The sequence below is a fragment of the Rubritepida flocculans DSM 14296 genome (assembly GCF_000425365.1).
In the GTDB taxonomy this organism is placed as follows: Bacteria; Pseudomonadota; Alphaproteobacteria; order Acetobacterales; family Acetobacteraceae; genus Roseococcus; species Roseococcus flocculans.
This window is the reverse complement of the sequence record NZ_AUDH01000056.1, coordinates 1-6,285: the sequence shown is the minus strand read 5'-3', so window position 1 is coordinate 6,285 and position 6,285 is coordinate 1. Positions and strand designations below refer to the sequence as shown.

At 73.0% G+C, this 6,285-nt stretch carries 7 protein-coding genes; 4 read left to right on the top strand and 3 right to left on the bottom strand.

Annotated elements, in window-relative coordinates:
- The 3 genes from H596_RS0118595 to H596_RS0118585 all read right to left on the bottom strand — a co-directional run.
- Positions 1-249: IS630 transposase-related protein (locus tag H596_RS0118595; RefSeq protein WP_245584075.1), on the bottom strand; the 249-nt coding region annotated here is incomplete at its 3' end.
- 341 nt (positions 250-590) lie between these two features.
- The gene (locus H596_RS0118590) at positions 591-1,385 is read right to left on the bottom strand and encodes a YdcF family protein (protein ID WP_051213421.1); all 795 of its coding nucleotides are present in this window, start codon (positions 1,383-1,385) and stop codon (positions 591-593) included.
- A complete protein-coding gene (locus H596_RS0118585) occupies positions 1,385-2,887 on the bottom strand; it encodes an ArnT family glycosyltransferase (RefSeq protein WP_027286145.1) in 1,503 nt (500 codons plus the stop codon). The genes H596_RS0118590 and H596_RS0118585 overlap by 1 nt, the downstream gene beginning before the upstream one ends.
- A 125-nt stretch (positions 2,888-3,012) precedes the next feature.
- On the opposite strand from H596_RS0118585, the gene H596_RS0118580 reads away from it, so the two are divergent.
- The 4 genes from H596_RS0118580 to metC all read left to right on the top strand — a co-directional run.
- Positions 3,013-3,654 (top strand): NUDIX domain-containing protein, encoded by a 642-nt coding sequence (locus tag H596_RS0118580; protein ID WP_037302047.1) that lies wholly within the window; start codon positions 3,013-3,015, stop codon positions 3,652-3,654.
- Positions 3,651-4,370 (top strand): alanyl-tRNA editing protein, encoded by a 720-nt coding sequence (locus tag H596_RS0118575; protein WP_027286143.1) that lies wholly within the window; start codon positions 3,651-3,653, stop codon positions 4,368-4,370. The genes H596_RS0118580 and H596_RS0118575 overlap by 4 nt, the downstream gene beginning before the upstream one ends.
- 2 nt (positions 4,371-4,372) lie before the next feature.
- Positions 4,373-5,212 carry a sulfurtransferase gene (locus H596_RS0118570; RefSeq protein ID WP_027286142.1) on the top strand — a complete coding sequence of 280 codons (840 nt, stop codon included), beginning with the start codon at positions 4,373-4,375 and terminating at the stop codon, positions 5,210-5,212.
- Positions 5,212-6,285: cystathionine beta-lyase (gene metC, locus H596_RS0118565; RefSeq protein WP_027286141.1), on the top strand; the 1,074-nt coding region annotated here is incomplete at its 3' end. The genes H596_RS0118570 and metC, both read left to right, overlap by 1 nt.

The following is a 6,285-nucleotide window of genomic DNA, read 5'->3' as shown; positions in this document are numbered from 1 at the left end:
GGGCCTGGCGCGCAGATGCGCCAGCAGCGCCGCCTCATGCCCGGCCAGCACCGCCTTGCGCCGCGCGCCACCACGCGCCGAAGCGGTGGTCGCCCCCGTCGCCGCACGGCGCGCCAGCGCCTTGTAGATGTAGGAGATGCTCACCCGGAACAGCGGCGCCACCTCGCGCACGCGCAGTCCGCCGTCCACCGCCGCCAACACGCGCTCACGCAGATCCTGCGAATATGCTTGGCCAGATCGCCATGTCATCGCTGCCTCCGGTTTCAGCTCCGGAGACCGATGAATCACACATCAGCGCCGTGCCGGAATCCCCGATCGCGATTCCAGTCGATGTGAAATGGCTCTAGGCTCGTACCATCGGCCGCTGATTTCGACTTTTGAAGAGGCGGTGCGGCCGCTGGTATGACCTTGTCTTGGCGCGCAGCCGCCACGCCGGGTCCCAACGCGGTGTGCCGCGTTGGGTGGTGGCAAGCCGGCGTGCGCGATACGTGCGGCGTGACCGTCGGCCGTATCGCACCAATCGCACTATGCGTCCACCTGTCGCGCCCACGCGAAGTCGGTGAGGGAACGGATATTGTGCGAAAGTCGCGCTACGGCGCCGGAAACAGCGCGCTGCTGCGCCCCAGCAGCCAATAGGCCAGCAGCCCCACATACTCGCGCACCGCCCACTCCGCCTGCCCCAGACGGAAGCTGAAGGGCGGATCGAACCAGCCGCGGCCGCCGGGCTGCGTCGAGTAGTTCACCGGCCAGGGCGTGATCTCCCACCCCGCGCGCCGGAAACAGCCCACCGAGCGCGGCATGTGGCTCGCCGAGGTGACGAGCAGCCAGACCTCGCCCGGCCGCGGGCGCAGCAGCGCGTGCGAGAGGGTCGCGTTCTCCCAGGTGTTGCGGCTTTCGGCCTCGAAGACCACGCGCGGCCCCTCGAGCCCGAGCGCGGCGAAGAGCTGGCGCGCCACATCGGCCTCCGTCATCTCGCCGGGCGCGAGCCCGGCCGAGCCGCCGGTGAAGACGATGCGCGCCTCGGGGAAGCGGCGCGCCAGCGCCACCGCCTCGGTCATGCGCTCGGCCGCGCCGTTCAGCGCCGGGATGCCGCGCGCGAGGGTGAGCTGCTGCTCCACCGCCCCGCCGAGGACGATGACCCCATCCACCCGCGCGGGCGGCGGCGGGCGGGGGAAACGATCCTCGAGCGGCAGGGTGAGCCAGGTGGAGAGCGGCGTGAGCAGCACCGCCGCGTACCAGGACAGGCCGAGGAAGGCAGGCCAGCGCCCCCAGCGCCGCCCCGCGGCCATCAGCACCACGCCCAGGCAGGCGAGGAAGAGCATGAAGGTGTTGGGTCGCGCGAAGAGCCAGAACAGCTTGGAGGCGGCGAAGAGCAGATCCTCCATCAGTCGGGCTCCAGCAGGCGGTAGAGTTCGACGGTGCCGCGCTCCTCCACGAAGCTCGCGGCGAGTTCGTAGTGCTCCTCGATCGCCTCGGTCAGCATGGCCATGGCCGAGGGGCGCATGGAGAACCATTCGCTGCGGTCGAGCACGATGAAGCGCGGCCGCGCGGCGAGGATGCGCGCCACCTCCGCATCCGTGTCCACGCCCGCGAGGCTGCCGAAGCTGCCGGTGAGGTGGACGGGGAAGGGAAAGCGCGTGGGCAGCGCCGCGCGCGTGAGGAAATACACCACGGGCTGGTAGTTGGCGACGAAGATGGCCTCGCCGGGGCGCAATTCGTCGTTCACGATGGCGGCGATGCGGCGCGGCGCATCGGGCGTGCCCATGGCGAAGCCGCGACTGAGCCGCGCCTGCAGATCGCCCCCCACGATGTCGAGCGCCACCAGCGCGGCGAGGCCGAGGGCGAGCGGCGCGGCCCGGCGCTCGGCCAGCAGGCGCGCCGCCGCGAAGAGACCGACCGCGGCGAGCAGCGACAGCGGCGGCAGCAGGATCAGGAAATAATGCGGGAAGAAATGCCCCGGCGCCGTCACCGCCAGCACCCCCACCAGCAGCCAGCCCAGCCCGAACAGCGCAAGGCGGCGCAGCGCCGCATCGGGCAGGCGCAGCAGCAGAAGCGGCGGCAGCAGCCCCAGCACCAGCAGCCAGCGCAGCGCCAGCGCCGCGGTGACGATGCGGTAGAGCGCCGTCTCCAGCGTCACCCCGGCCGCCGCATAGACGAAGGGCGCGAGGAGCGTGGCCTCCGCCCATTCCGCGAACTCGCCGCGCAGCGCATAGACCGCGCCCGCCAGCGCGGTGGGCGCGAGGCACATGCCGAGATAGGCGAGCGCGGCCAGGGCGAGGCTGCGCCAGCGCCGCGCGCGCAGCCAGGGCCAGGCGAGCAGGGCGAAGGCGAGGCAGCCCTCCGGCGCCACCACCGGCTTGATCACGAGGGCGATGCCGATCAGCCCGCCCATGCCGAGCAGCCGCGGCCAGGGCGGCCCCCCGGCCAGCGCGAGCGCGAGCGCGGAGACGACGAGCGGGGCGAAGAGGATCTCCGTGTTGGAAGAAAGCCCGCCCAGAAGGATGCTGTGCCCCGCATAGAGCGCCGCCGCGGCGAAGCCGGGCGCGCGCCCCCCGCCCATCACCCGCACCAGCGCGATCAGCGCATAGCCCGTGGCGGCGACGCAGATCACGCCGAGCAGCCGCACCGCCGCGATGCTCTCGCCGAAGGCCATGAAGGCGAGCGCGATCACCGCCGGCGCGCCCACCGGGTGCATGTCCCACACCCCGGTGATGGGCCAGTTGCCGCGCAGCCATTCCCGCGCCTGGAGGATGTAGAGGCTCTCGTCCCAGTCGATCACCGAGGGGAGGAAGGAGGCCCAGCGCAGCCCCGCCACCAGCAGCGGCAGCAGCAGCAGGGCCGCGATCCAGGCGCGGCGGCCGGTCTGCGCGTGCGGGGGCTCTGTCATGGGCGCAGATAGGCGCGGCGGCGGGGCGGCGGCAACGGGGGAGCCTCCCCGACGGCGCGGCGAGGCTGAGGGAGGGGCCGGGGCTCATGGACGGGCGTGGGCGGCGGGGCTAGGGTCGCGCGCCCATGACCGCCAGACCGCCCAAGGCCCCGCCCATCGCGCCCCACCCTGGCCTCGACATCCTGGCCGATGAGGTGGTCTGGTCCGGTCGCTTCCCGCTGCAGCGCGTGCGCTTCACCTACCGTCGCTTCGACGGCGCGCGCTCGCGCGAGCTGACCTGGGAGCTGTGGCGGCGCGGCCAGGGCGTGGCGCTGCTTCCCTACGACCCCTGGGCCGACCGCGTGGCGATGATCGAGCAGTTCCGCCTGCCCGTGCACGCCGCGGGGCTGCCGCCCATCCACCGCGAATGCATCGCGGGGCTGCTGGAGCCGGGCGAGGATCCCGCCCTCGCCGCGCTGCGCGAGGCGGAGGAGGAGGCCGGGCTGCGCCCCGACCGCGTGGAGCCCATCGGCCGCTTCATGCTGATGCAGGGCGGCTGCGACGAGCTGATGCACCTCTACTGCGGCCGGGCGCGGCTGCCCGAGCGGGCCGCCGCCCACCACGGCCTCGTCGAGGAGGGCGAGGACATCCGCGTGCTGATCGGCCCCGCCGAGGAGGCCTTCGCCGCGCTGGACGCCAACGCCATCCAGAACGCCACCGCCGCGCTGTGCCTGCACTGGCTGCGCCGGAACCGCGCGCGGCTGAGGGATGAATGGACCCGCGAATGACCGAACCGCTGTTCCGCGCCGACCCCTACCTCGCCGAGACCCCCGCGCGCGTGGTGAGCGCCGGCCCCGAGGGCGTGGTGCTCGACCGCAGCGTGTTCTACCCCCGCGCCGGCGGCCAGCCCGGGGATTCGGGGCTGCTGCTCTGGCCGGGCGGCGAGGCCCGGGTGCTGGAGGCGGTGAAGGGCGAGGGCGAGGCCATCCTGCACCGCCTCGAGGAGGGCGCCCCCCTCCCCGCCCCCGGCGCGGAGGTGCTGGCGCGGCTCGACTGGGCGCGGCGGCACAGGCACATGCGCATGCACAGCACCCTGCACCTGCTCTGCAGCCTGATCCCCGGCGCGGGCGTCACCGGCGGGCAGATCGGCGCGGAGAAATCCCGCCTCGACTTCGACCTCGCCGAGCCGCCCGCCAAGGAGTGGCTCACCGAGCGCCTGAACGCGCTGATCGCCGAGAACCACCCCATCGCCGAACGCTGGATCGCCGAGGCCGAGCTGGATGCGAACCCGGGCCTGGTGCGCACCCTCTCGGTGCAGCCGCCGCGCGGGACGGGACGCATCCGCCTCGTGCGCATCGGCCCCGAGGAGGCGCCGGTGGATCTGCAGCCCTGCGGCGGCACCCATGTGCGCGCGACGGGCGAGATCGGCCGCGTCGAGGTGGTGAAGCTCGAGAGCAAGGGGCGGCAGAACCGCCGCATCAGCGTCGCGCTCCTGGAGGGATAGGGATGGAGGATCTGGTCGGCACGGAGTGGCTGGCGGCGCAGCTCGGCGCGCCCGATCTCCTGGTCTTCGACGCGACGAAATACCTGCCCAACGAGCCCTTCGACGCGAAGGCGCTCTTCGTCGAGGCGCATATCCCCGGCGCGCACTACTTCGACATCGACCTGGTGGCGGACCCCGACGCCAGCCTGCCGCACATGGCCCCCACCGCCGCGCGCTTCGAGCGGCTGATGGGTGCGATGGGCGTCTCCAACGACCACCGCGTGGTGTTCTACGACCAGAAGGGGCTGCAATCCGCTGCGCGCGGCTGGTGGCTCATGCGCCTGTTCGGCCATGCGAAGGTGGCGGTGCTGGACGGCGGCCTGCCGAAATGGCGGCGCGAGGGCCGCGCGCTGGCCTCCGGCGCGCCGGCCGCCCCGCACCCCGCCACCTACCGCGCGAGCCTGCATGCGCGGCGGATCGCGGGCATCGGCGATGTGCGGCGCGCGCTGGCCGATGGCTCGGCCCTGGTGCTGGACGCGCGCGCGGCCGGCCGCTTCGCCGGCACCGCGCCCGAACCGCGGCCCGGCCTGCCCTCGGGCCACATGCCGGGCGCGGCCAACATCCCTTTCACCGAGCTCTTCGGCCCGGACGGCACCATGCTGCCGCCCGAGGCGCTGCGCGCGCGCTTCGCCGCCGCCGGCGCCATGCCGGGGCGCGCGCTCATCACCTCCTGCGGCACCGGCGTCACCGCCTGCGTGCTGGCGCTGGGCGCCCTGCGCGCGGGGCTCTCCGAACCCGCCGTCTATGACGGCTCCTGGACCGAATGGGCGAGCCGCCCCGACACCGAGAAGGTCTCCTCCTGATGCCCGACGACACGCCGCACCGCCACGGTTTCCGCACCCGCATGAGCCATGCGGGGCGCGCGGGCGTGCGCATCCATGGCTTCGTGAACCCGGCCGTGCATCGCGGCTCCACCGTGCTCTTCCCCTCCTGCGAGGCGCGGCGCGCGGGGGCGGCGAAGCGCTACGAGCAGTTCATGACCTACGGCACCCAGGGCGGGCCCACCCATTACGCGCTGGAGGACGTGATCGCCGAGATCGAGGGCGGCAGCCGCTGCACCATCGTCGGCACCGGGCTCGCGGCCGTCACCCTGCCGCTGATGGCCTATCTCAGGACGGGCGATCACTGCCTGATGCCCGACAGCGTCTATGGCCCCGCGCGCAACATCGCGAACACGCTGCTGGCGAACTGGGGCATCGAGACGACGTTCTACGATCCCTGCGTGGACGAGGCGGGCATGCGCGCGCTGCTGCGCCCGAACACGAAGGTGGTCTACACCGAGAGCCCGGGCTCCCACACCTTCGAGATCCAGGACATCCCGGCCATCGCGCGCGCCGCGCACGCGCATGGCGCGAAGGTGCTGATGGACAACACCTGGGGCATCCACAGCTTCCAGCCCTTCACGCATGGCGTGGACGTCTCGATCCAGGCGCTGACCAAATATGTGGGCGGCCATTCGGACATCCTGCTCGGCAGCGTCACGGTGAACAGCGAGGAGGATCACCTGATCGTCCGCGCCGCGGCCTCCGCCATCGGCCACTACGCCTCGCCCGACGACGTGTGGCTTGCGCTGCGCGGCGTGCGCACCATGCCCATCCGCCTCAAGGCGCAGGAGGCGGCGAGCATCGAGGTGGCGCGCTGGCTGGAGGCGCAGCCGCAGGTGAGGCAGGTGCTGCCCCCCGCGCTGCCCTCGCACCCGCAGCATCACCTCTTCCTGCGCGACTTCCGGGGCGGCTGCTCGCTGTTCGGCCTCGTCCTGCAGCCGCGCTACGGCGAGGCGGAGATGTTCCGCTTCGTGGATTCGCTCACGCTCTTCGGCATCGGCGCCTCCTGGGGCGGCTATGAGAGCCTCGCCCTCCCGACCACGGGCTTCATC

Excerpts from the sequence above, each read along its gene's own strand:
- H596_RS0118590 (WP_051213421.1), bottom strand. The coding sequence starts at position 1,385 with ATGGAGGATCTGCTCTTCGCCGCCTCCAAGCTGTTCTGGCTCTTCGCG.
- H596_RS0118585 (WP_027286145.1), bottom strand. The coding sequence starts at position 2,887 with ATGACAGAGCCCCCGCACGCGCAGACCGGCCGCCGCGCCTGGATCGCG.
- H596_RS0118580 (WP_037302047.1), top strand. The coding sequence starts at position 3,013 with ATGACCGCCAGACCGCCCAAGGCCCCGCCCATCGCGCCCCACCCTGGC.
- H596_RS0118575 (WP_027286143.1), top strand. The coding sequence starts at position 3,651 with ATGACCGAACCGCTGTTCCGCGCCGACCCCTACCTCGCCGAGACCCCC.
- H596_RS0118570 (WP_027286142.1), top strand. The coding sequence starts at position 4,373 with ATGGAGGATCTGGTCGGCACGGAGTGGCTGGCGGCGCAGCTCGGCGCG.